Annotated in this window: 21 protein-coding genes; 1 reads left to right on the top strand and 20 read right to left on the bottom strand. The window is 48.8% G+C overall.

All coding sequences use genetic code 11. The annotated features are described in order from the left end of the window. Window positions 1-8 precede the first annotated feature (8 nt). From ABRS97_RS20645 to gpr, 17 genes are all read right to left on the bottom strand, one after another. The gene (locus tag ABRS97_RS20645) at window positions 9-1,232 is read right to left on the bottom strand and encodes an ABC transporter permease (protein ID WP_367817100.1); all 1,224 of its coding nucleotides are present in this window, start codon (window positions 1,230-1,232) and stop codon (window positions 9-11) included. Continuing rightward, window positions 1,229-1,906: an ABC transporter ATP-binding protein gene (locus ABRS97_RS20640; RefSeq protein WP_367817098.1), complete on the bottom strand. Its 678-nt coding sequence runs from the start codon at window positions 1,904-1,906 to the stop codon at window positions 1,229-1,231. Before ABRS97_RS20640 ends, ABRS97_RS20645 begins: the two co-directional genes overlap by 4 nt. An 83-nt stretch (window positions 1,907-1,989) precedes the next feature. Then, window positions 1,990-3,720 (bottom strand): alkaline phosphatase, encoded by a 1,731-nt coding sequence (locus ABRS97_RS20635; protein WP_367817096.1) that lies wholly within the window; start codon window positions 3,718-3,720, stop codon window positions 1,990-1,992. Window positions 3,721-4,739: 1,019 nt separating this feature from the next. After that, window positions 4,740-5,861, bottom strand: a complete 1,122-nt coding sequence (gene dnaJ / locus ABRS97_RS20630; protein WP_367817094.1) for a molecular chaperone DnaJ — start codon at window positions 5,859-5,861, stop codon at window positions 4,740-4,742. 145 nt (window positions 5,862-6,006) lie between these two features. Beyond that, window positions 6,007-7,851, bottom strand: a complete 1,845-nt coding sequence (gene dnaK, locus ABRS97_RS20625) for a molecular chaperone DnaK (RefSeq protein WP_367817093.1) — start codon at window positions 7,849-7,851, stop codon at window positions 6,007-6,009. Between the two features lie 64 nt (window positions 7,852-7,915). Beyond that, window positions 7,916-8,476, bottom strand: coding sequence for a nucleotide exchange factor GrpE (grpE, locus tag ABRS97_RS20620; RefSeq protein ID WP_367817091.1), 561 nt, complete (start codon window positions 8,474-8,476; stop codon window positions 7,916-7,918). A 90-nt stretch (window positions 8,477-8,566) separates the two neighbouring features. Next, window positions 8,567-10,108: a TCP-1/cpn60 chaperonin family protein gene (locus ABRS97_RS20615; RefSeq protein WP_483312484.1), complete on the bottom strand. Its 1,542-nt coding sequence runs from the start codon at window positions 10,106-10,108 to the stop codon at window positions 8,567-8,569. Continuing rightward, window positions 10,105-11,136, bottom strand: coding sequence for a heat-inducible transcriptional repressor HrcA (gene hrcA / locus ABRS97_RS20610; protein WP_367817087.1), 1,032 nt, complete (start codon window positions 11,134-11,136; stop codon window positions 10,105-10,107). Before hrcA ends, ABRS97_RS20615 begins: the two co-directional genes overlap by 4 nt. A gap of 178 nt (window positions 11,137-11,314) precedes the next feature. After that, window positions 11,315-11,785, bottom strand: coding sequence for an N-acetyltransferase (locus ABRS97_RS20605; protein WP_367817223.1), 471 nt, complete (start codon window positions 11,783-11,785; stop codon window positions 11,315-11,317). A gap of 160 nt (window positions 11,786-11,945) precedes the next feature. After that, window positions 11,946-13,097 carry a radical SAM family heme chaperone HemW gene (gene hemW / locus ABRS97_RS20600; protein WP_367817085.1) on the bottom strand — a complete coding sequence of 384 codons (1,152 nt, stop codon included), beginning with the start codon at window positions 13,095-13,097 and terminating at the stop codon, window positions 11,946-11,948. Between the two features lie 74 nt (window positions 13,098-13,171). Next, window positions 13,172-14,986 carry a translation elongation factor 4 gene (lepA, locus tag ABRS97_RS20595; RefSeq protein WP_367817083.1) on the bottom strand — a complete coding sequence of 605 codons (1,815 nt, stop codon included), beginning with the start codon at window positions 14,984-14,986 and terminating at the stop codon, window positions 13,172-13,174. A 76-nt stretch (window positions 14,987-15,062) separates the two neighbouring features. Beyond that, a complete protein-coding gene (locus ABRS97_RS20590; protein WP_367817081.1) occupies window positions 15,063-15,458 on the bottom strand; it encodes a DUF3679 domain-containing protein in 396 nt (131 codons plus the stop codon). A 14-nt stretch (window positions 15,459-15,472) separates the two neighbouring features. After that, complete coding sequence (gene spoIIP, locus ABRS97_RS20585; protein WP_367817079.1) at window positions 15,473-16,711, bottom strand: stage II sporulation protein P; 1,239 nt, start codon at window positions 16,709-16,711, stop codon at window positions 15,473-15,475. Between the two features lie 286 nt (window positions 16,712-16,997). Next, on the bottom strand, window positions 16,998-17,168 hold the full coding sequence (locus ABRS97_RS20580) for a hypothetical protein (RefSeq protein WP_367859131.1): 171 nt from the start codon (window positions 17,166-17,168) through the stop codon (window positions 16,998-17,000). Next, complete coding sequence (locus ABRS97_RS20575; RefSeq protein WP_367817078.1) at window positions 17,140-18,117, bottom strand: TIR domain-containing protein; 978 nt, start codon at window positions 18,115-18,117, stop codon at window positions 17,140-17,142. Before ABRS97_RS20575 ends, ABRS97_RS20580 begins: the two co-directional genes overlap by 29 nt. After that, window positions 18,114-18,587, bottom strand: a complete 474-nt coding sequence (locus tag ABRS97_RS20570) for a TIR domain-containing protein (protein ID WP_367817076.1) — start codon at window positions 18,585-18,587, stop codon at window positions 18,114-18,116. Before ABRS97_RS20570 ends, ABRS97_RS20575 begins: the two co-directional genes overlap by 4 nt. A 145-nt stretch (window positions 18,588-18,732) precedes the next feature. Further along, entirely contained in the window at window positions 18,733-19,731 is a 999-nt protein-coding gene (gpr, locus tag ABRS97_RS20565; protein WP_367817074.1) for a GPR endopeptidase, read from the bottom strand. Between the two features lie 197 nt (window positions 19,732-19,928). Here gpr and rpsT point away from each other — a divergent pair, with 197 nt between their 5' ends. Further along, the gene (gene rpsT, locus ABRS97_RS20560; protein WP_079411747.1) at window positions 19,929-20,198 is read left to right on the top strand and encodes a 30S ribosomal protein S20; all 270 of its coding nucleotides are present in this window, start codon (window positions 19,929-19,931) and stop codon (window positions 20,196-20,198) included. Between the two features lie 78 nt (window positions 20,199-20,276). Here the strand turns inward: rpsT and holA are convergent, their stop codons facing one another. The 3 genes from holA to ABRS97_RS20545 form a co-directional block, all read right to left on the bottom strand. Continuing rightward, a complete protein-coding gene (gene holA / locus ABRS97_RS20555) occupies window positions 20,277-21,296 on the bottom strand; it encodes a DNA polymerase III subunit delta (protein ID WP_367817072.1) in 1,020 nt (339 codons plus the stop codon). A gap of 303 nt (window positions 21,297-21,599) precedes the next feature. Next, window positions 21,600-22,817, bottom strand: coding sequence for a zf-HC2 domain-containing protein (locus ABRS97_RS20550; protein ID WP_367817070.1), 1,218 nt, complete (start codon window positions 22,815-22,817; stop codon window positions 21,600-21,602). Continuing rightward, window positions 22,814-23,362, bottom strand: a complete 549-nt coding sequence (locus tag ABRS97_RS20545; RefSeq protein WP_367817068.1) for an RNA polymerase sigma factor — start codon at window positions 23,360-23,362, stop codon at window positions 22,814-22,816. The genes ABRS97_RS20550 and ABRS97_RS20545 overlap by 4 nt, the downstream gene beginning before the upstream one ends. Between the last annotated feature and the right edge of the window lie 87 nt (window positions 23,363-23,449).

The raw sequence follows: 23,449 nt of genomic DNA, 5'->3' as shown, positions 1-23,449 counted from the left end.
CCATCACCTCAAGACCTGAATAATTGCAAAGGATCGACGCGATAAGCTTGTAACGCCGGTCCAACTGAAGCTAATACGCCGATAAGTAATGTGCCTGCAACTAGCAGCCACTCGCCCGGCATCCAATGCCAGGATTGAATTTGCAGCCCCGAGTATTCAAACACCGACTCACGACTGAAAAATCCCCCGACATGCCCGATCACTAATCCCGCAAAAAGTCCTATCAGCGTTAATAAAATGCCTTCGCCAAGGAGTGCCGCCCAAATAAATGCCTTGGATTTGCCGATTAACCGCAATAACCCGACATCCTTTTTGCGCTCGTTAACCGCAGCGATTAAGGATAAGAGAATCGAACCTGCGGCAAGCAAAATGCAGATCGCCGTGACGACGCTGAGCGCTTGTGTGCCTTTGTCCACCACATTGACGACATCCGCTATGGCTTTACTTGTATAGATGGCTTGAACGTTGCTCATTTGGCCATACTTGGTCTTAATGGATTGAGCGCCCAGCAGAGATTTCGGCTTTACGAGAATCGTAGTGACGTCTTTATGATCCGACTGCTGACTTTCGTGAACGGCCCACGCATAATCGAGCGTTGTGAAGATTGCGCGATCGTCCGAAGTCATAAGCGGCGGTAAAATCCCTACAATCGTATAGGAAAAACTATGATGGTGGTCGTGTTCCTCAGCACCGTCGCCGTCCTCCTCCTCTTGTTCGTCCGAAGTGCCCTTCACAAGCCCGTGAGCACCCTGAAACTTATCGCCGACATGCAGCCCAAGTGCGCTCGCCACATGGGAACCGACAACAGCTTCGCCTAACGCACCATAGAGCTTGCCTTTTGCCAACTGCTTTTCCGAGCCATAACGTGTGACAAAATAACCGGGTTCCATACCGACAATAGGGAACCCATTGTAGTTGTCCCCTGTTGTCATCGCATAGGCGCTTTCCACCTGCGCATCTTTACGAACCTCATCTAACAGTGAAAAAGGAATATTGCCCGTTGGAGCACCGATATGATAGTACGTATTCAAAGCTAGCTGGGAAGCACTTCCTTTCGCTCCAATCGTAACCTCGAAGGGACCATAACCCTTTTCCGCCCCCTGCTCGACGCCTTGGCTGCAAAGTAGAAGGAAAACGACAAGCGCAACTGTGACCGCTACGGAAAAAATCGTGAGGAGCGATAATGTTTTACGGTGAAGGATATTATTCCATAGTAACGAGGCCAGTCTCATCCCGCTTCTCTCCTTATAAGTTCATTCAATTCCTTGATATGGACACGTTTGGGGTACATTTCAGCCAAATGCAGATCATGCGTTACAGTCAACAAAGTTAATTTCTCCGCTTCGCAAATCTCCAGCAAGAGCGACATGATATCCCCCGCTGTTTCCCAATCCAGACTGCCTGTAGGTTCATCAGCCAGAATTAACGGCGGCTTCGCAATTAATGCGCGGACAATCGCAGCCCGCTGCTGCTGACCGCGAGATAACTGGGAGGGCAAATGGTGCTGGCGATCTTTCAGGCCTACGCGCTCGAACCAAAAATCCAGTTCTTCACTGCTCTTTCGCTTCGACCATTCCCGTGGAACAATCAGTTCCACATTCTGCTTAGCCGTCAATGAAGAAATTAAATGGAAGTCCTGAAAAATATAGCCGACCTTCCCCGCCCGGTACAAATCCCTCTTCGCTTCCGAATATTGGTGAAGCGGCTCGCCTCCAACCCAAATCTCACCCTCATCCGGCGTCATAACACCGCTAAGCAGGTGAAGCAGTGTGCTTTTCCCGCTCCCGCTTGGTCCAATTAGCGCCATGCGCTCACCTTGCTGAATCTGCCAATGCCCAACATTCAAAATGGGCAAACTTTTCCCGTTGACCGTAAATGATTTGCTGACTCCCTTTAGTTCGATCATGCGACCACTCCCTCTAATGTACTGAAACAGGAAAAGAGGACAGGGGCAACATAATCCCCTGTCCACGCTTTTCACCTATACAATTAGTTTTTCAAAAGACGCTCGTTGAAGGAATCCCATGTAAAGTTTTTACCTGTCAATTTGTTGAAAGCTTCCAAAGGCAGGTACAACTTGCCATTGTCTACATTACCAACCAGCGCGCTTGCTGCGCCATCTTCCGTAATCGCCCCTGTTTCAACGGAAACAGCTAATTTATGGCTGTCTTTAGCAAGGGTAACCGTCTTCGTTGATTCATCCCAAGTGACTTTAATATCCAGCGCTTCAGCAAGGGACTTCGCTGTAAACAATGTTTTGTTGTCGCGTGTTACTTTGAACAGCGGGTACAAATACTTGTCTTGCAGCTCTTTCGTTGCTGCTGTCAGGTCTGCGCCGATGACTTTAGCGCCGCTTTTTGCGATATCCGTATTATCGACATCACCTTTGACCAGAGAAGCAATCGGGCCGTATGCCCATACGCCTACGTCAACTCCAGTGTGACCGTGACCCGTCCAACCAACAGCCAGACGCTTGGAAACCACGGCATTGTAACCGCCTGCACGGCCATAAGAGGAACCGTCGCCTTTCAAAATCAATGCAACTTCATCATCCGTTAAATCCGTGAATCCGATGTTATCAGCTACGATTTTACGAATATCATCAGCTGTTTCCGCTTTTTTCAAAATACCGTCTAACACTTCATAGGAATGCTTCTCTTTGTTGAAAAGGTCCACATTCAGTTCATATACGTTGTCTCTAGCAAGCGACAATCCGCCTGTTTCGTGGTCAGCCGTTACAACAACGGATGTGTTGCCGTCTTTTTTCGCGAAATCGACCATTGTCTTGAACGTTGCGTCAAGTTCCAGCATTTCTTGAATGTTTGCCGGGAGGTCGTTCGCATGGCCAGCGTGGTCGATACGGCCTGCCTCCACCATCAACACGAAGCCGCTTTTATTTTTGGATAAAATATCAATCGCTTTCTGCGTCATTTGAGGTAAGCTAGGCGTTTTGTCGTCACGGTCAAGCACGTAAGGAATCTCAGGTCCAGCAAAAAGACCAAGGACTTTGTCCGTTGTTGCAGGAATGGCGTCCAAGCCGTTTTTGTCGTAAACCGTTTTATAGCCTTTTGCTTCGAAATCAGGAATGATGTTCTTATCTGTACGCTTGCCTTTTTCCTCTTTGGTCGTAAAGTTGATTTTACCGCCGCCGAAGAACACATTAACGCCGCTGTTCAAGTATTGCGAAGCGATCGCATTTTGATTGCTGCGTTGACGCACGTGGGAAGCCCATACAGCTGGCGTAGCGCCTGTAATGTTGTCAGTCGTTACAAGGCCTGTCGCTTTGCCTTGCTTGATCGCAGCTTCGATTACGGAAGCGTACGGTTTTGCAACGTCGCCATTAGACACGGAGATTGCATTGTTGTACGTTTTATTTCCTGTAGAGAAAGCTGTACCGGCTGCCGCAGAATCTGTTACCGCGCCGGATTCAGTTGAATAAGGGCCCGGTTGGGAGAATGTAGTCGCTTTACCGACGTAGAAACCGCCATCCAGTTCCAGATGTTCTTTATTTAAAAACTTTTTAGAATAATAACGAGCTGCCGTTACTTCAGCCGGGCCCATGCCGTCGCCGATTAATACAATCAAGTTCTTGGATGGAGCTGCTGCCGTTTCAGTTGCTTTCGTTGTCGTATCAGCTGCAAAAGCCGCTCCGCAAACACTTAAAGAAAGCAAGGAAACCGTTAAACCGGATCCAACGATTTGTTTCAACCCTTTTTTCATATGTATACCCTCCAACAATAATATGACAACATCATTATCATAGAGTTCATAGATTCAGAGAGTATTACTATAGTATTTGTGCAATGTAAAATGTTTGGAATTATGTTTTTGGATTGTAAAGAAAACCTGAGGCTGTGCTCAGATCCTTGCCTAAACCCATACGTTGGGGCATGGGGAGGGAATTGGGCCTGGGCTTCCAACCGTTATCGCTTTCCACCCCCTATCCATTCCCTCTTCGTTTTATCAGGTTAGCCAGAAATATCTGGTTGGCCTTTTCTGTTCGATTTTGTGCTGCCTTCTACTTCTCTCTTAACTAACCTGTCTTCGGTATTCCTATCCATCAACACCCCTGTAAGATTCCGAGGACATTTCGCCTTCGCAAGAAAACTTGAAACAGCCGCCATGCGGCGGCGTACAACGCGCGCCCGAGGAGGTACTGACGGACCGCCAATTCCCGATGCTCAGCGATATCGACGGAACTACGATGCCTTATTCCACGGTAACGCCCCTTTTCTCCCCCTGAAGCGGAACTAAGGTGCGTTAAATGAGCGAAAATGTGCCTACACCTCAGCATTTCCTGCTCATAACGCACGGTAGTTCCGCGAAATTTCCCTACAACCGAAAATACCGCCTCCTAACGCATCTACGTTCCGCTCACCCGTGCAAAAAAAGCTCTCGCAGATCGAAGCTGTGACAGCCGCCATGCGGCGGCGACGCAACGCGCGCACAGAATCCGCGCGCAGTATGGGGGGATCCAAACCGCTGTGGGCACTTCCGGATCTTCTACGCCGCCCATCATGCCAATTGCTCGTACCGCACGATGCGTGCGGAATTTCTCCGCTCTGTGGGCTCGTCACACACATACCTGACGACATATGCTTTCTCTGTTAGAAAGGGTATCCCTAGCGCTTTAGTTCTGTAAAGGATCTATTCTAGCAAAAAAACTCCGCTGGAAGAGTTCGGCAGATCTTAAAGTCTGCGAACTCCTCTAACGGAGCTTTTCATCCATTTCCCCCTTATTAATCGCCTAAAAACGCTCTTTTCATACGCTCAAAAATCGATTGATTTTGTTCATGCGTATGTTCGCCGTTCTCTTTGCCGAACTGACGAAGCAATTCCTTCTGATCGTCGGTCAGGTTCGTCGGCGTCACGACAATCACTTTCACGTGCTGGTCGCCCTGTCCATAGCCGCGCAGACGCGGAACCCCTTTTCCTTTCAAACGGAAATAGGTATCGGTTTGCGTACCGGCTGGAATTTTGAGCTTAACCTTCTCAGTCAAGGTTGGAATTTCGATCTCGTCGCCGAGCGCTGCCTGCATGAAGGTGAGTGGCACTTCGCAGTAGACATCGTCGCCTTCGCGTTCGAAGAATTCATGCGTTTTCACACGAATGACGACGTACAAATCGCCTGCAGGACCGCCGCGCGTACCGCCTTCCCCTTCGCCGGATACACGAAGCTGTGCGCCGTCATCCACGCCCGCAGGAATCTTGATGTGAATCGTACGCTGCTTCTTCACTTTACCTGCGCCGTGGCAGGTACCGCATTTTTCTTTAATAATTTGCCCTTGGCCATTACACGCCGAACATACGCGTCGGTTGACGATACGGCCGAAAGCCGTGTTTTGCACAACCTCTTGCTGTCCACTGCCGTGACACGTACCGCACGTTTGCGGCTTCGTTCCCGCCTTGGCGCCAGATCCGTGACACGTATCGCAATTTTCGGTCCGTGGAATATGGATATCGGTTTCTTTCCCGAATACCGCTTCCTTGAACTCGATTGTCATCGTGTACTGCAAATCGTTGCCACGCTGCGGCGCATTCGGATTGCGTCGATTTCCGCCGCCCCCGCCGCCGAAGAACATGTCAAAGATGTCGCCGAAGCCGCCGAAGTCTTGACCGCCCATGCCACCCATGCCTTGGTTAGGATCCACGTGGCCGAAACGGTCATACTGCGCCTTTTTCTGGTCGTCGCTCAGAACGTCATATGCTTCCTTCGCTTCTTTGAACTTATCTTCAGCATCCGCCGCTTTGTTGACGTCTGGGTGATACTGGCGAGCCATTTTACGATAAGCCTTCTTAATATCTTCGGCCGAGGAATCTTTACCGACCCCAAGCACCTCATAATAATCGCGTTTGCTCATTGTTCCACTCCCATGTTCAAGACTACAAACGGAAAGTCAAAGCCATGGAGAAACTCCAACCGGCTTTGACTTCACCCGCCCACTATATCTTAAAATTCGCGTCTAAAAAGACGGGCTCTTTAAACTTCCTTACAATAGGATATGTTTACTTTTTGTCTTCGTCAACTACTTCGTAGTCAGCGTCAACAACATTTTCTCTGCCTTTTGCGCCTTCGCCGGCTCCAGCGCCGCCTTCAGGACCTGCGCCTTGCGCCTGAGCCGCTTGCTCATAGAGCTTCACGGACAGCTGTTGAATAATTTCTGTCAGCTCAGCTGTTGCTGCTTTGATCGCTTCCAGTTCGTTGCTTTCAAGCGCAGCTGTTACTTTCTCTTTCGCTGCGTTCGCTTTATCGATCTCGCCTTGGTCGACTTTGTCACCAAGATCTTTGATCGTTTTGTCAACAGAGTACACCAGTTGATCCGCTTCGTTGCGAGCTTCAACAAGCTCTTTGCGAATGCGGTCTTCTTCTGCATGTGCTTCCGCATCTCTCATCATTTGTTCAACTTCAGCATCGCTCAAGCCGCTGGATGATGTGATTGTGATTTTTTGGCTTTTGCCTGTGCCTTTGTCAAGCGCAGACACGTTAACGATACCGTTGGCATCGATATCGAAGCTAACTTCGATTTGCGGAATACCGCGCGGAGCCGGAGGAATATCGCCAAGCATGAAGCGGCCCAATGTTTTGTTGCCGTTTGCCATGGAACGCTCACCTTGAAGAACGTGGATCTCTACGCTTGTTTGGTTATCCGCATATGTGGAGTACACTTGCGATTTGGTCGTAGGAATCGTTGTATTGCGATCGATCATTTTCGTGAACACGCCGCCAGCCGTTTCGATACCGAGGGAAAGCGGAGTTACGTCAAGAAGAACGACGTCTTTCACTTCGCCTGTCAATACGCCAGCTTGAACAGCCGCGCCAAGCGCAACAACTTCATCCGGGTTAACGCCTTTGTGAGGCTCTTTTCCGGTCAATTTTTTGATAGCTTCAACAACAGCCGGAATACGTGTGGAACCGCCGACAAGAACAACTTTATCGATTTGGCTAGTGGACAAACCGGAATCGCTAAGCGCTTGACGAGTCGGACCGAGCGTTCTTTCTACAAGCGCAGCGGAAAGCTCTTCGAATTTCGCACGAGTCAGGTTTAACTCCAAATGCTGCGGAACGCCGTCAGCGACTGTGATGAATGGCAAGGATACCGTTGTTGTCAGAACGCCGGAAAGTTCTTTTTTCGCTTTTTCAGCTGCGTCTTTCAGACGTTGTACCGCTGCTTTATCTTTGCTCAGGTCAATGCCCTGATCTTTTTTGAATTCAGCTACAAGATAGTCAATGATGACTTGGTCGAAGTCGTCTCCGCCCAGCTTGTTGTCCCCGCTAGTCGCTTTAACTTCGAAGAAGCCGTCGCCCAGCTCAAGGATCGATACGTCAAACGTACCGCCGCCAAGGTCATATACGAGAATCGTTTGGTCTTCTGTTTTCTCCAAGCCATAAGCAAGTGCTGCCGCAGTCGGCTCGTTGACGATACGCAAAACTTCCAGACCAGCGATTTTACCGGCATCTTTCGTTGCTTGACGCTGGCTGTCATTGAAGTAAGCAGGTACTGTAATAACTGCTTGCGTTACGGTTTGGCCGAGGTAAGCTTCTGCATCGGACTTCAGCTTTTGCAAGATGATCGCAGAAATTTCTTGTGGCGTGTACTCTTTGCCATCAATGTTTTCTTTATGATTCGTACCGATGAAACGTTTGATGGAGGAAATTGTTTTATCCGGGTTTGTGATCGCTTGGCGTTTCGCTGTTTCGCCGACAACGCGCTCGCCGTCTTTCTTGAAACCGACAACGGATGGCGTTGTGCGATTGCCTTCCGGATTAGGGATAACTACGGCCTCTCCGCCTTCCATAACGGCTACGCAAGAGTTTGTTGTACCTAAGTCAATACCAATTACTTTACTCATGAAAAGCTGCCTCCTTTGCTCCTGTGGAACATATTCTTGTTTAAATTTTGTATGATAAGATCAATTACACACTTACTTTAACCATAGCTGGTCGAATGACTTTATCTTTCAGCGTGTAGCCCTTTTGCAACTCTTCCACGACAATGCCTTCCTCGTGCTCATCGGATTCGACCTGCATAACCGCTTGGTGGAATTCCGGATTAAAAGGCTGACCTACCGCTTCGATGGGCTTAAGACCTTCACCCGTTAATATGCCGTCAAATTGACGGAACGTCATGTCCAAACCTTTGACCAGCGAATCGAAATCCTTCGTTTCCTTGCTGGAAGACAGCGCACGATCGAAGTTATCGACAACAGGCAAAAGCTGCTCAATCAATTTAAGAGAAGCGTATTTCGCGATATCTTCCTTCTCGACTCTCGCACGACGGCGGAAGTTGTCGAAGTCCGCTTGAACGCGTAATAAACGCTGATTGTTTTCCTCTAACTGCACACGCAGTTGATCTGCTTCGCTTAGTTCTACAGCTTCCTCGGATGCTTCCCCTTCGTTCTGGGCGAATTGATCTTGTTCTTCTGCGTATGTAGCTTTCAAATCTTGCTCATCTGTTTTTTGATTCCCAGTACTCAATTGTCCTTCACCTCCTTATAAAACTTACCTACATGACATATTCTTTAAAAATTTACCTGGCAAAGTCTCTTGCCGTCAGTGTGCCCATCTTTACGCATCTTCAAAAGGCTGCTTCATTTTGATTACCGTATGAATGCGCAGCACAGCGGCGGCTACCTCGCCAGCCGCTTGCAGGGCATGGATTTTCACATCAGCCGGGTCTACAATGCCTGCATGAACGAAATCAGTCACTTGGCCCGTGTCGCAATCGATGCCAAGGCAGTCGCTGTCTCCGGCAATCTGAGCAGCTTTCAGCTCCTCTACCTTCTCCAGCGGGTTGTAACCTGCGTTGACGACAATTTGCGACAACGGCTTCCGCAGCGCCCCCGCAACAGCGGCTACGCCGAAGCCTTCCATGCCCTTCATCGTCTCGCGCAGCCGCTCCAGATCGCGCGCGACCGCCATCTCGACAGCGCCGCCGCCGGGCAAGTACCCGCCGCGCACCGCGGCTTGGACGGCTGACGCGGCATCCTTCGCGATGCGCGAGCGCTCATGCGCCGCTTCGCGCGTCGCCGCGCCTACGATGACGGTCACGTGCTGGTCGCCGCGACCGCGGCTGACGCGCACGCGCTCCAGCCGCTCATCGTAGGCGGCGTAGCCCGCGTGTCCAAGCGCGGCGCCGAACTCTTGCGCGCTCTTGCGCAGCGCCGTGCGCCGCACCGGCCTGGCGCCGGTGTGCTCGCTTAACCGCTGCAGGTCCCGGAGGGACAGCCGCTGCAGCACGAGAATGCCATGGTCGGAGCAAAACTGCTCCGCCTCCGGATCGACCCCGCGGTCTGATGCAATCAGCCCGACGCCGAGCTCCCGCAGCAAGCCAAGGCTGCTGCGGAACTGCTCTCGCAGCTGCATATAGCGCTGGAAGCCTGCCTCGGTGGTCAGCGATTCCTCGCTGACCGCCTCAGGCTCCAAAGCGTCATGCAGCACGAGAATACGGGCATCGCGGAGCTCATGCCCCGGATGCAGGTTCATCGGCTTCTGGTTCAGCAGAATACCGGGCCAAACTTCACTGTTCGCCTCTTCATGAGCGATCACGCTGTCCGCGAAGCGGTAACCGTCTTCTCGCAGCTTCACTTCGCCGACCGCTTCAGCCGCAGCAACAATCAGCTTCGCAATATCCGATTGCTCGCGTCCCGCGGTAATGGCAATGCGCTTTAGCGCCGCGTCGCCCAAACCGCTTATTGCCCTGCTTCTGCGCTGCAGATTCGCCACGGCCTGCGCGATGCCATGTTGCATGCCGCTTACGACCTTAGCCACCGGAACGCCCCGCGTCACTTGAGCGACGCCTTCCTGAACAAGAGCTCCAGCAAGCACCGTCGCCGTTGTCGTGCCATCGCCGATTTGCCTTTGCTGGCTTTTCGCTACTTGAATCAGAAGCCTCGCGGCAGGATGCGTGACGTCCATCTTTTCCAAAATGGTGACGCCGTCATTCGTAATAATGACTTCACCCTGCGCGCCGACGAGCATCGTATCCAGCCCCTTCGGGCCAAGCGTGCCCTCTACCGCAGAGCAGATCGCTCTGACCGCAGCTGCGTTGTTCACTAGCGTAGAAAAACGTTCCTCGCCTTCGTTATGCATAGGATGAATCCCCGTCATTTGCCATACCACCGGCCTAAAATTACTTCCATGTGTCTAGATAAATGATCGAGTAAATTTATGACTCTGCCATATTCCATGCGGGTCGGTCCCAGAATGCCGATCGTACCCAAAGGCTTATCGCCAATCGAATAAGAGGCAGTAATCAGGCTGCAATTATTAATCGCTTCGATGCTATTCTCAGTACCAATTTTGACCTCGATACCTTCATTCGACGACGGTGTAAATAATTTAATGAGCGTCGGAGCTTCTTCCAATAAATCTAAAATGCTTTTTACTTTATCAACATCCTTGAATTCGGGTTGAATGAGCATATTCGTCATGCCGCTAAGAAATATGCGATCCTTCTCATCATTCTCCAGAACACTCTCCACAACGGAAACGAGTTCTTGATACCCGTTCACATATTTGCTCAATTCACTGGAAATTTCGTTATAAAGCTTGGATTTGAACTGAATCAACGGCACATTTTTAAGCCGCGTATTCAGGATATTCACCACTTTTTCAATTTCGGACATCGGTACGCCTTCGGGAATGGAAACTGTTTTGTTCTCCACATGCCCTGTATTCATCACGATAATGGCGACCGCCGTCGTTTCCGTTAACGGAACGATCTGGAGATGCTTCAGCGTCGTGCTGAACACCTCAGGCCCTAGAACGATTGATGTATAATTCGTTAGAGAAGAGAGCATTCCGGCAACATGCTGAATCACATCTTCCATCTCTTGAATTCGTTGTGCAAAAACCACCTTCATCGCATCTAGCTCATGCGTTTGCAAGGAGCCGTGCTGCAGCAGATGGTCGACATAATAGCGATAACCTTTATTGGAGGGAATACGACCAGCAGACGTATGCGGTTGTTCGAGAAAGCCCATCTCTTCCAGATCGGACATTTCATTCCGAATCGTAGCCGGACTGAACCCAACGTTACCCCGCTTCGAAATACTTCTTGAACCGATCGGCTCTGCTGAGCGAACATAATCGTCAATGATTGCACTTAGAATCATGCGCTGGCGTTCCGACAACATAAGTATCCCCCCTAAAAGTTTTCTATAAAAACCCGCATCTAAGTTTAGACTTTTATTCCTTTTTTATGAAGGAAGCAGGCATCGCTTTATCTGTGATTTACCACCGTCGTTAGCACTCCTATTTAGTGAGTGCTAAATCCTAATACAAAAATAACAGACCCTAAGGTCTGTTGTCAAGTCAATCCAATCGTTTAAGCACGGCAATTTCATCGCAGCAATACTGCTTTTTGCAATGCATACAATCCTTCCAAACCTTCTCTGGGAAAATCTCTTTCGGCACTAGCGTGAACCCATTTTTTTGAAAGAAGCCAACCTCGTAGGTGAGCGCCATAACCTTAATGATCCCTTGGCTTCTTGCCTCTTCAACCAGAAAATCGACAAGTTTGCCCCCGATCCCTTGTCCTTTATAGCCAGGCGTCATGCCGAGCGAGCGAATCTCAACCAAATCAGGTCCCAAACGCGTTAAGGAGCCGCAGCCGATAAGCAATGTGTCATGCTCCGCTACAACAAATGTGTCGATTTGTTCCTCCAGCACTTCTCGCGTTCGCGGCAGCATAATCCCTTGTTTGGCATAGCCTTGTATAATATCATACAGCTTCTCGATATCGTTCACGGAAGCTTTTCTAACGGTTACTGTCGTTGAACTCATCATTATCCCACCAGTCGCGATAAAAAATGCATAAAACCCACGACAGCGCCATTGCGGTTTACCGCTTCATCGCTAGTGGATTCATGTATAAATATACAGCAAAACGTATATTTGCACAAGCGTTATTTATATCGGCATTCAGACGGATGACGGTTTATTTCTAAGAAAGAAAAGAAGCAAAAACTTCATTTCCCAGCAAAATGCCTTGCTTCGAAAGCCTGTACCCCTCAGCCGTCCGCTCAAGCAGTTGCTTGCCCAGCCACCGATCCAGCGTATCCCCGAATTGTGATTCAATCGTCGTGCCGAATTGTTCCTTAAAATCAGTGTTCCTTACGCCTTCAAGCAAGCGCAGGCCAACCATCATGAAATCCTCCATGGCTTCCTGGCGGGTTACTTCGAACTGTTCCATTATCGGCAGGCCCGTCATCGACGCATCGATATAAGGTTGAATCCCTTTGATATTGACATGGCGCTGACCGTTCATATACCCATGGGCTCCCGCACCAAGGCCGTAATACGAGCGATTGCGCCAATACATGGAATTATGCCTGCTTTCATAGCCATTCTTTGCAAAATTGCTAATTTCATACTGCTTATAATCGGCCTCTTCCAGCCTGCTCATGATGAGTTCATACATATCAACTTCCTCATCTTCACTTGGAAGCGGCAGTTGATTTTTATTAAATAATGTGTGGAACAAAGTATTCTCCTCTACTTTCAAGCTGTAGATAGAGTAATGCTGCAGATCGAGCGAAAGAGCTTCATTTAAAGTTGCCTGCATAATTTCTACGGTTTGCTTCGGCAATCCGAACATCAAGTCGATCGATAAGTTGCGAAAGCCAAGTTTTTTCGCATTCTGGATACTTCTGTGCACGTCATCCGTGTTGTGTATACGTCCGATAGCCGCGAGCAACTCGTTATTGAAAGACTGTACGCCGAAGCTAATGCGGTTTACGCCGCCTTCTTTCATAACAGCCAGCTTGTCCTCGTCTGTCGTTCCCGGGTTCGCTTCCATCGAAAACTCAACAGCCTCGCTATCAGCGGGAAAGTAAGTTCGAACCATTCGCAGAAACCGCTCCATTTGATCCGGCAGCAGTACGGTAGGCGTCCCGCCTCCCACAAAAATGGTTTCCACCTGCGTCGGCGGGTTCTGTTTCACGGTGAGCTCCATCTCGCGCTCAAGGGCGTCCAGATAGGCCATTACCGGCTGTCCTTTAAGCACATAGGAGTTGAAATCGCAATAGTGGCATTTGTTTGTGCAAAATGGAATATGAATATAAACGGCTGTTGGGGCCGCGTAATTTACCAGCATAAGGTCTTTCCTTCCTTCTTAAGAAAAAGCCAAGGGGCAGCGTACTCTGCCACCCTGGCTTTTTAAGTGTTTGCCTACTCGTCGATTTTGAGCACGGCCATGAATGCTTCCTGCGGCACTTCGACACTGCCGACCTGCTTCATGCGTTTCTTACCTTCTTTTTGCTTATCAAGCAGCTTACGCTTACGGGAAATGTCACCGCCGTAACACTTGGCGAGAACGTTCTTACGCATCGCTTTTACCGTTTCGCGCGCTACGATCTTTTGTCCGATCGCGGCTTGGATCGGCACTTCGAACATTTGCCGCGGGATGAGTTCCTTCAATTTATCGCAAATGATTTTGCCACGGTTATAGGCTGTATCACGGTGAACGATGAAGGAAAGCGCATCGACCTGCTCGTTATTTAGCAAGATGTCCATCTTCACGAGGTTGGACTTCTTATAGCCAGTTACTTCATAGTCGAAAGATGCGTACCCTTTCGTTCTTGATTTCAATTGATCGAAGAAGTCATAAACGATTTCGGACAATGGAAGATCGTAAGTCAAGGTAACACGGTTGGAGTCCAAATACTCCATATTAATGTACTCGCCGCGTTTGCCTTGGCACAGCTCCATAATGGTTCCTACGTAATCGTTTGGCACGATCACCGATGCTTTGACATACGGCTCTTCAACATACTCGATCCGCTGCGGATCCGGGTAGTTCGAAGGGTTATCAATGTCCATCACATCGCCATTCGTTAACTTCACGCGGTAAATAACGCTAGGAGCTGTTGTAATCAACGGGATATTGAATTCCCGCTCAATCCGTTCCTGAATAATTTCCATATGCAGCAGTCCCAAGAAACCACAGCGGAAACCGAAACCTAGCGCCGTTGATGTCTCCGGCTCGAAACGCAATGACGCGTCATTCAGCTCCAGCTTTTGCAGCGCTTCGCGCAGATCGTTGTAATCGGATGTTTCGATCGGGTACAGTCCGCAGAATACCATCGGATTGATACGGCGATAACCTGGCAGCGCCTCAGGAGCCGGACGGCCTGCTTCGGTAACGGTATCCCCGACGCGTGTGTCTCCAACGTTCTTGATACCGGCGACGATAAAACCTACATCCCCCACATCAAGTGAGTCAACAATCGACATCCTTGGCTTAAACGCGCCAACTTCAATGACTTCAAACGTTTTGTTCGTCGCCATCATCTTGATCTTGGAACCTGCTTTAATGGAGCCGTCCACGACCCGCACATAAACGATAACACCTTTGTAGGCATCGTAGTGGGAATCGAAAATCAACGCTTTCAGTGGTTGATCCGGATCGCCTTCCGGTGCGGGCACCTTCTGGCACACCTGCTCCAAAATTTCTTTAATGCCGATTCCAGCCTTCGCAGAAGCAAGAACAGCTTCGCTGGCGTCAAGTCCGATAACGTCCTCAACTTCCTGCTTCACTCTTTCGGGATCTGCGCTCGGCAGATCGATTTTATTAATGACAGGCAGGATTTCTAAATTGTTGTCCAGTGCCAAGTACACATTGGCAAGCGTTTGCGCTTCAATGCCTTGAGCAGCGTCAACAACGAGCAGTGCCCCCTCACAAGCCGCCAGGCTTCGGGATACCTCGTATGTAAAGTCGACGTGTCCAGGCGTATCAATCAGATTTAGAATATATTGCTCTCCGTCATCCGCTCGATAAGTTAATCTGACTGCTTGAAGCTTAATCGTAATCCCGCGCTCCCGCTCCAAATCCATCTGATCGAGTACCTGCTCCTGCATTTCACGGGAAGACAGTGCTCCTGTATATTCCAAAATGCGGTCGGCAAGCGTAGACTTGCCATGATCGATATGTGCGATAATCGAAAAGTTGCGAATTCTTTTTTGTCTGGCCCGAATGTCCGTCATGCTTAAGGCTAACCCCCACTAATGCAAATAATTTTCATTATAGCAGTTGTGGGAAGTCGCAGCAATGCACACTCGTTTATCCTTTGCCGAGAACGGCGTCAAATAAGGATACAAACAGCTTAATACCATGGTGCGCCACGATCTGCAGCAGGCTGCCTAACTTATTGCCGACATGGTTTAGCGAGTTATCGTGATCAGCAACCGGGTCTATCTTGGTTCCCGCTTGGTCTTTCGTGTTCCCCGTCATCTTAACGGTTTTCGCTTGGCTTTCTAGTTTGGCAGCAGCTCCTTCTGCGGCAAGTGCCGTTGCTTTCGCTTTCTGCTTTGCCGCCTCCTCTTGCGCCACCTTGGGGGATGGAGATAGCGGTCCTTGAATACGTTCTACTCCGCTTGTCGCGAGGCTGACGCCGAAGAGAATACAGAACAGAAGCAGCAGTCCGAACAGTCCGGCTTTGAGATAAAAATGTTTCACGCCCGTTCCTCCCTTCAGGATTGCTTCGGCGCCGGCACCGGCGCGTCCACTTTTTTTGCATTTAGAATCACTTCGGAAATCGCTTCAGCCAGCCAATCCGTCGTTCGGTAACATTCTTCAAGCGTATTATAAGGACCGCCGACCTCAATTAGGATGCTGTTCGGCGAAAAGTTTTGATTGTATAAGCCGTTCCCTTCACTGGCTTCCTTTGCATGTATCCCCTTGGATATACCGGGATGCTTAGCTTCCAGCACTTGATGAATGTTATTCGCGAACTCTTCATTTTTCTTCCAGTTCGGATTCTTGCCACCGATAATAAAATACACCTGGGCATAATCTTTCCCCTCGATCGTTGTCGTCGTTTTACTCCGGGCAGCGGAATCGCGATGAATATCGAAATAGTATTGAAGATCTGGATGGGAAGCTGCGGCTTCTTGCAGCGTCTTCAAGGAATATTTGTAAGAGTACGGATATTCGAAATTTTTGACTGTACTCGGATATACCGTTTCAGAATGGACAGCGCCGATGCCGTCCTTCTCCAAATTTTGAGCTAACCGCTTGCCGACGGAAATGATATTGACTTTGTCACTATAAGCTCTGTCTGGGTCTGTGGTTCCCTTGAGCTCGGGCAAGAAGGATTCATTGCTGTGGGTTTGATATACAAAGGCAATATTGCTGCCAGCCGTTCTCGGCGGTTGTGCAACAGCAGAGGTCGTCTGCGTAGGAGGTGTTACAGCGATCTGCTCGGGCATTGGCGTAGGGAGCGCCGTCTGAGCCTGTCCCTCCAAATCTTTGGCATCCGGCGTGTACTTATAGTAATCGATGGGCTCGCTCGGATTCGTAGCGCTACCCTTCACTAAAACTGTCGTTTTGTTGACATCCATGCCCGGCACCTCGCTAGCAAGCAGGCTCTTAGGATCGCCCGGATTGATATCGGTCACGAAGCGGAATGCAAAATTAAAAACATTGTGCTGTGAGAAGGTGAATTTCTTCTGATCTGTATGCAGATGTGGCACCTCCATGCCCAACATATCGATAAAAAATTGATTTGTGACGGACGCGGCAAGACCTTTCATCGAAGAAACGGGAGAGCTTGTCATCACTCGGGCCTGCAGAAAGCCTCCAACCCCGAGAAGAACGAACATAGCAAGCGTGGCTGAGCTGAGCACAAAAAAGGTTTTTCCTACGGCTCCTGCACTCTGGAACGCTTTGCGAGCATGGCTTAGATTTAGTGTGGCTGAAGTCCATTTCATAGTGTGATTCCTCCTAAGAGTTTTGCGACAGCAAAACTTTCTTCGTAAGCATCGGCTGAGTTTTGCGACAGCTTGTCTTTCTCCGTAAGCGACGGCGAATCTAGCTTACTTTAATCTATGAAATGGGACTCTTCGGTAGAACCGGTTATCGTAGATTTTTGATAGAGATGAAATCAAAGAACCCCTTGGAGGGGTTCGCCATTTGCCTTTAATTCTATTAGGAAGCACAAAAAAACGCCGCATATCCGCGAGGATATCGACGTTTGAATACGTTTATTAGAATGAGCTACACGACCGATTCGAAATCAAAGTTACCCTTTGCTACGATCATTACCCCGCTAGTCTTGTTAAGTACAGTCGGCCCGTTAAACAATTTCACGAGAGCGGCGGTATTGGAGGACTGCTCACTTTTATGCGTGCGATATTTGTTACGAACTTTCTTCATGTGCTTCAACATATTGAATCCTTCCTTTCACGATGGATTTGAGTGAAGACACTAATTTCGCGTTTCGTTCAGATAGCTCCATCATGACTTGATAATGATGCCTTGATGGAATGTCCGTCTTCGTTTTGAAATGTATCGATGAAATAATCGTAGGATGCAGTTTGACACAGTAAATGTACTCAAATTCGCCATCCTCTTTATCTTTCGCACGGCCTAAATATATGTTCGTTTCCTGGCTGCGATAACACTCTGCCATGTAACTGATGGGGTCGTTGATATCAAACTGATGCTGATTGCCCACTTGACCGGCTCGGCCGAATTGTTTCAAGGTGACGCCGTCATCCAAAAGCTCAAACAAGGTTGCTGCAGTCACTTCTTGAAGTTCAAATATACCACAATTGGAATCAAATGTCTTATGAAATTTATCCAAAACTCGGTCATAGTCCACACTGGAGACGCTGAGCGAATCCAATGAGTCGAACAAGAAGCCCCGCAGCGCCTCGTTCTTTTTAATATCGGACATTTTATAGCGCTTTTTTTGATGTCCGACACTCGATTTTAGCGCATAGAGATGAGGACCCGCCATCTGCTCTAACGGTTTACTCGCATCTTGCTCATCTATCGTCAGAGGGTGATAGCCTTCGAGATAGTCAGGCAGCGAGCAGTCTTTGGACATCATAATAAACGTTCGGCTATGCCCTAATTCGCCAATACATAAGCCGATTAGTAGGAGAAGGTTGTGGTAGATAGCTGGCTGCATATAATCGGTGCTCGTCACAATAATTAGCCCAAAGTCCGCATCTTCCATATGTTTTTTCAGCATATGCAATTTGTGATTGGAGGCTGACAGTACCCCTTGATGGATAACCGTTACTTCAGCGGCGGCTGACAACTGCGTTTGATAGAATTCCGCCCAGATGGCGCTCATTTGCGAGCATCCGATAAATAGTTTAGGTTTCATTTGGCTCTCAGTCCCAGCTCGGCAAGCATTCGTTTCAACCTGTATGCAGCCGGTCCCAGCCCCGCCATTAGACCCGCGCTGTGCTGCGGATTATAGGTAAGTGGAGTTAACCCTAGCAAATCCGTTGCCAAATGAAAATCCTCGCCTTCGGGAACTAGAAAGTACGTTCTTTCCAGTCCAATAAGGCCTATGAATATACCAAGCTCCAGAATCACATTATCTCGAACTGCGTTTACGACAGTCTCTCTGAATAGAAGCAAATCATTGGGCTGAAAAACAAAAACAGCAAAATCTGAACGCGTAGCCTGTTTAATCAAAGGTGCCAATGTCGTTTGCGAAGGAGGAAACAAAAGCTGGCTCCACACCGTCACATCGAACGAAAAGTGAAGATTAGACTGCAGCGCTTCTGCGACTTCCAGGCTTTCTGCTGAAGACCCGATGAAGAGACTCGCTTTTTCTGAATGGTTCACAAAACCACTTCCTAACTGACAATATGCAATGTCAACTCTTTCGACATCCCCATCCTTTCTCCTTCATAAATCTAACTAAAATTTAACAATTTAAGTAAAATAGAGCTGACTCTGCTACAGCAAGCAGAAACAGCTCCTTATCCATTCAGTGCGTATAGGCAGCTACATTATCGACGCTGACAGCGTCATGAAGCGCTGCATTTAAGCCGCTGGCAATGATATTGGCAATATCCTCAATAAATTGGTCGATTTCCTTCGGGGTGACAAGCAGATCATGCCCGACCGGGTTGAGCACTTCCTTAACCAACAGAAGGCGTTCCTCTTCCTGCATGCCATCAAGCAATCCGAGAATTTGACCTGTATGGCTTGTCTGTTCGCTAAAATGTTTCTGCATTAAATCAAACGCATTGTTGACAATCGTGGAGGCATAAACAACTGTCGGAACACCAATTGCAACTACGGGAACACCCAATTCTTCCTTCGTTAGCCCTTTACGCTTATTCCCGATGCCCGACCCCGGGTGAATGCCTGTATCGGCGATTTGAATCGTCGTGTTGACCCGCTCGAGCGATCTGGAGGCCAGCGCATCGATAGCAATAATAAAGTCCGGCTTTGACTTTTCCACGATCCCTTGTACAATCTCACTGCTTTCAATCCCTGTAGTTCCCAGAACGCCTGGCGCGACGGCGCTGACAGCACGATAGCCGGGTCCCACATCGTCAGGCATCAGCTCAAAGTAATGACGGGTCACCATCACATTATCGACTACAAGTGGACCGAGAGCATCGGGTGTCACATTCGAGTTGCCAAGACCGATGATTAAGGCCTTCGCATCTTTAGCAATACCGATCTCGCGTAGAAACGGCCCGAACTCTTGGGCGAACTTTGTCGCGACACGATCCTGCAATTGGCTGTCCTTTTGCCGAAGAGCAGGCACTTCAATCGTTATGTAATGACCGGGAAGCTTGCCAAGCGCTTTGGAGCCTTCTTCATTCAGCACGTTGATCTTCGTCACCCGAATCCCATTTTCTCGTTTCGAATCTGTTTCAATCCCAGGTATCGCTTGTCCCTTACTGGCAGCCTCTGCCATATCTCTAGCATCTAAAGCAAGGTCGGTATGTGTGGAATATGAGCTTAAATCCATCGTCGTTCCCCTTTCTCAGGTAGCCATGCATAGCTTATTGTGCAACGAACGATGAACCGTTATGCAAAATCGCGACTACCCAACAACCTTCGTAGAGGTCTTGCATTTTACATATTCCCATGATAAAATACATAAAGTTGTCAGCAAACATGCAAATGTAACGTTGAACGTGTTTTATGAAGTAGGAGGTGAATTTCATGCCAAACATTAAATCCGCTATTAAACGAGTAAAAGTTAGCGAAAAGCGCCGTCTTCGCAACGCTTCCCAAAAGTCCGCACTGCGTACTGCTGTGAAAGCTTTCGAAACAGCTGCTAGCAATAATGTAGAATCTGCCAAAGATGCTCTGATTAACGCTTCTAAGAAATTAGACAAAGCAGCTTCTAAAGGTTTAATCCATAAAAATGCCGCTAACCGCAAGAAGTCCCGTCTGGCTAAAAAGCTAAACGCTCTTACGGCTCAAGCGTAAACCAAGAACATACAAGCAAAAGTCCAGTTCTCCTCCAAGAGAAATGGACTTTTTTCGTTTTGTCTGGGAAAGCCCCGCTCAGACTGCAAGTCTGAGCAGAAACATTTCGAGCCCTAACACTTTATCGATTTTCCCGCTTTTCATCTGGAAATCCAGATCAGCCAGCTGCGCCATAATCGTGCCAAGCTTGTCAGCCTCATACTTCCGCGCTTGACCTTCGGCCACTTTGACTGCAAACGGATGAAGCCCGATTTGCGAAGCCATCTGCTGCTGCGAATACCCCATCTTGCTGAGCTCCTTCACCTGCAGCATGATGCGGAACTGCCTGGCGATCAGCGCCGCAATTTTGATAGGCTCCTCTCGCTGCTTCAGCAGCTCTTCCAAGATAACAAAGGCCCGTTCCAATCGGAGATTCACGATATCCTCGATCAGAATAAATACATTCTGCTCCGTGCTCCGCGACACCAATTGATCAATCGTATCCGGCGATGCCGTCCCCCCATCTCCCACATATAACGAAATTTTCTCGATTTCCGCCGATAAGGATTGCAGATTACCGCCCGTATACAGAATAAGCTGATCCGAAGCGCCGCCGGTAAATGAAAAATTCAACTTCTCAGCTTGTTTGGTTACCCATTGTTGCAGTTCTTCTCCGGTTAACGTCAGAAACGGGACAGCCGCCTCACGCTCTTTGAGCGCTTTGACGACTTTCTTGCGCTCATCCAGCTTATCCGCGTCAACCGTGAAGATGATAACAGCATGATCTGCCGGAGACTTTAAATAGTCAATCAGGCGGTCCAGATGATGCTCTACCTTCGAGCTTTCCTTCGCACCTGTGAAAAATAAAGCGTTCGTGGCAATGACCAGCTTCTTCGGCACCATAAAAGGCAGCGTCTCCGCGTCTTCAAGCACAGCGGAAAGGCTGATTTCCCCCAGATCAAAACGGCTTACCGCAAACTCTCTATGTTCGGGTTCAATCAGGGAGTCCGATAAAATTTGGATAAACTCTCTCATTTTATATTTCTCAGGTCCGTAGCATAAGTAAACCGGCGCCGGCCGACCTGCTTGTATATCTTTCAAAGCTTTCTTAACATCCATGTCTCTCGCACACTCCCAAAAGTTTTCCATAGGGAAACTTGCATCGTAAGCATAATCCTCACCCCCATCTTACCAACAACAAAGGGATTGCGTCAAAGTCCGAAGACGTTGACACAATCCCTTTGCCGAGCAACAGGAAGAATTTGTCCCGTAAGATTAGCCCCTACGGAAACAGCATCTATTTAAACACCGGCACAAAGGCTCTAGAAACCTTTGGCCGAGTGACGAACCGCCGAACAATCGCAGTGCTCATAAGACATCATACGCACAACCGACTGATTGGTGCATCCGTTTTGCAAATAATCATGGGGAAATTTCTTTTTTTGTATTCATATCAATCACAAAGGTCTTCGATATTCCTCCATTTTGAACCTCATAAGACAATTTATCATCTTTGGACCATTCGAGTATCGTCATCTCATCTGATTGCTGCCCTACATGCTTGGATTCAAAAACGATTTCTTGCGTAGAACTATCACGAATAACGATATGCTTATCTTCTATAACGGCCTCATAGGTGCCTGTCACCGATTTCACAGGAGGATTCACGGACGGAACAACGAGCGAAAACAGGCCCGCCTTGGGCTCCACACCCACATTTGGATCGGCTTTCCTTAACGCAGACGATGCGGGATCAGCGGATTTCAATGCTGCTGCACCCTTAGGCTCTTCCTGAGGTTTATCGGACAAATTCGACTCCGGTGTCGACGTCTTCGCTGGATTGGGTTCAGGCTCTTTCTCGTAAGATCCGGTTGCGGCGGTCTCATTCATCCGCGCAGGCTCCGAGGTTGCCGGCACCATCTTGCCTAATGCCGCGGAATCTTGCGCCAGCCCCTTGGAAGTCGCAGATCTTTCCATAGCTTGCGGCTTCTCCAGCTTCGCATCCGTCGTAGCCTGAGCAGGGCTGACAGGCAATGCATCCGATGCTTTAGCCTTATCCTGTTTTTCCTCTGGCGTCGCTGGCGTTGCAGTGACTATCGTATCGTTCATCGCCGATTTCTTATCGGCTGCTCCGGCGCTTGTGCCGGCTGCCGGGGCACTTTGGGCCATATTTGAAGAGTCTGTTTTAGCTTTCAGCGGAAGCAAACCATCGGCCTGGTCCAGCAGCGGATGCTTCATGTTGAATGCGAAAAATCCAATAATAAGACCCGCGGCTACGACGCCGCCAGCGAACTTCCAAGAAAACTGAGATCCGATACGTCGGGTCCAAGGCAGTCGAGGAGGTTGTCCTGCTGGCGTTGACTGCGATTGCGCGCCAAAAACAGCCGTCGGTTCGGTAATGGATGCCTCAGCAAGCCGATCGATCTCTCCCAACTGCGGCAAAATAGCGTCAACCAAGCTGTATGGAGGAACGACCTTCGGCAACTGGGTCAGCTCATCAGACAACCGCTGCAACCGTTCAAACATCAACGCGCAGTCTAAACAATGCAGCAAGTGAGCCTGAAGCTCATCTTCTTCCTCTGCATGCAAATCTCCATCCAGTTGTCTCTGCATAAGCTCCATCACCTCTTGACAATTCATCCCCGAACACCTCCTTTCTGATATTCTTGGAGCAGCGACTGTAATTGCTGTCTAGCTCGAAATAAGTAAGACTTCACCGTATTCAGCGGTAAGTTCAAAGATTCGGCAATTTCATGATACGAAAAGTCCTGCAAATAGCGAAGAACAACAACAGATCGGTGGTGGTCGGGAAGCTTATCGATCGCTTCACGAATATCTTTTGCAAGATATCCGGTCATAATTTCATTTTCTACATTGTGTTCTGCCGTAAATGTCATTTCATGCTCATCAATAGAAACCGTTGGTTTCGCCTTGCGAAATTTATCGATGCAGATGTTGGTTACAATCCGCTGCACCCACGTCTTGAACAACGCTTTTTCCTCGTAAGAATTAATTTTGCTATAAATCCGAAGTAGCGCCTCCTGTGAAGCGTCGAGGGCATCTTGTTCATTGCTCAAAATATAATAAGCGGTTCGATAGACGTGAGCTTCAATTTCTCGCAATAGGGTAATGAGAGCATCACGGTCACCGGCTTGAGCGGCTCTTACCAGTTCGGGTGCTACCACTGGGATCCCTCCCCCTTGCAATCTTACAGACGCAGTTGCCTCTCATAAGGTTGCAATATTTAGAATAAAAAAACATTGGTTGTTTGG

The organism is Paenibacillus tabacirhizosphaerae (assembly GCF_040812395.1).
In the GTDB taxonomy this organism is placed as follows: Bacteria; Bacillota; Bacilli; order Paenibacillales; family NBRC-103111; genus Paenibacillus_E.
The sequence above is the reverse complement of the archived record's forward strand: the minus strand, read 5'-3'. Positions and strand labels throughout refer to the sequence as shown.